Here is a 1,569-nt window from a genome sequence, read left to right on the forward strand (position 1 = left end):
AAAAATAAATACCATTCATCTGAATAAAGAATAAAAATTTAAAAAACGATAAACTCAGACGAGTTATCGTTTTTTTGTAGGTCAAAATAATTAAAAGCAATCAATTAATTGAATAATTCATTTAAAGTTGGTTAATCACAACCACATTCGTTGCTTGAGGTCCTCGTGTGCCTTCTACGATTTTAAATGCAACTTGCTGTCCTTCTGATAATGATTTAAATCCTTCATTTTCAATCCCGGTAAAATGAACAAAAATATCCTCTAATTCATTGTATTCAATGAATCCATACCCTTTTTCATTACTAAACCATTTAACTGTTCCATTTTCCATCTGACAGTCCCCCTTAACGAATTTTTCAACCAACCTTAAGCCAACTTGCGCAAAAAATAAAGAGGATACAAGAAGAAACGGCTTACCCCTATTATTATAGGAATGTAAATCGCTTTCGTCAAATGGAAAGTAGCGATAGAGAGTGTTTTTAGCTTTATTTCTTATTCGATTGCCATCCAAGCAGGCGAAGGTTTTTCTTTTGAGTCAACTATTGTATAATTGAAAATAGCGAAAATGAACAATTGAAGATATAGCGTCTGATTGTTTTAGTCGAAAGGGGAAATGTGCATGTTGTCAGATATTGAAATAGCTCAAAAAAATGAAATGAAGCCGATTGTTGAAATTGCGGAAAAGCTTGCGTTATCGGAAGATGATTTAGATCTCTATGGAAAGTATAAAGCTAAAATTGATTTAACCCGTCTCAATCACACATTTGAAAAGAGAAAGACAAAAGGAAAACTGATTTTAGTTACTTCGATTAACCCCACACCTGCAGGAGAAGGGAAAACAACCGTTTCAGTGGGCTTGGCCGATGCTTTGAGTCACTTAGGCCAATCTGCTATTTTAGCTCTTAGAGAGCCTTCTTTGGGGCCTACTATGGGCATGAAAGGTGGAGCAGCCGGTGGTGGTCATGCGCAAGTTATGCCAATGGATGATATTAATCTGCATTTCACTGGAGACATGCACGCTTTAACTACAGCGAATAATGCATTATCAGCTTTTATCGATAACCATATTTATCAAGGAAATACCTGTGGAATCAATCCAACTACGATTACGTGGAAACGGGCCCTAGATTTGAACGACCGTTCTTTAAGAAATGTAGTTGTCGGATTAGGCGGCCGAGTTAACGGTGTGCCGCGCGAAGATGGTTTTGACATTACTGTCGCCAGTGAAATGATGGCTATTTTATGTTTAGCTAGAGATATAGAAGACTTGAAAAAACGATTATCCCAAATCGTGATAGGCGAATCTTATGATCATAAACCAATTAGAGTAGCTGATTTAGAGGTTCAAGGAGCTTTGGCTTTATTACTGAAAGATGCCATCAAACCTAACTTGGTTCAAACGTTATTTCATACCCCTGCTTTAGTACATGGAGGTCCATTTGCCAATATCGCTCATGGCTGCAACAGCGTACTAGCTACACATACCGCCTTGCAGTTGGCGGATTATACTGTGACAGAAGCAGGATTTGGCGCTGATTTAGGGGCAGAGAAATTTTTAGATATCAAAGT

At 37.5% G+C, this 1,569-nt stretch carries 2 protein-coding genes; one reads left to right on the plus strand and one right to left on the minus strand.

Annotated features, from left to right (window positions below; translation table 11 throughout):
* Positions 1–121: 121 nt before the first annotated feature.
* On the minus strand, positions 122–331 hold the full coding sequence (locus tag RT405_RS08820; RefSeq protein ID WP_035028226.1) for a cold-shock protein: 210 nt from the start codon (positions 329–331) through the stop codon (positions 122–124).
* Between the two features lie 288 nt (positions 332–619).
* Between RT405_RS08820 and RT405_RS08825 the strand changes: the two genes are divergently transcribed.
* The coding region (locus RT405_RS08825; RefSeq protein WP_313469149.1) for a formate--tetrahydrofolate ligase at positions 620–1,569 on the plus strand (950 nt) is incomplete at its 3' end.

Origin of the sequence: Carnobacterium sp., assembly GCF_032094055.1 — a bacterium.
GTDB lineage: Bacteria > Bacillota > Bacilli > Lactobacillales > Carnobacteriaceae > Carnobacterium_A.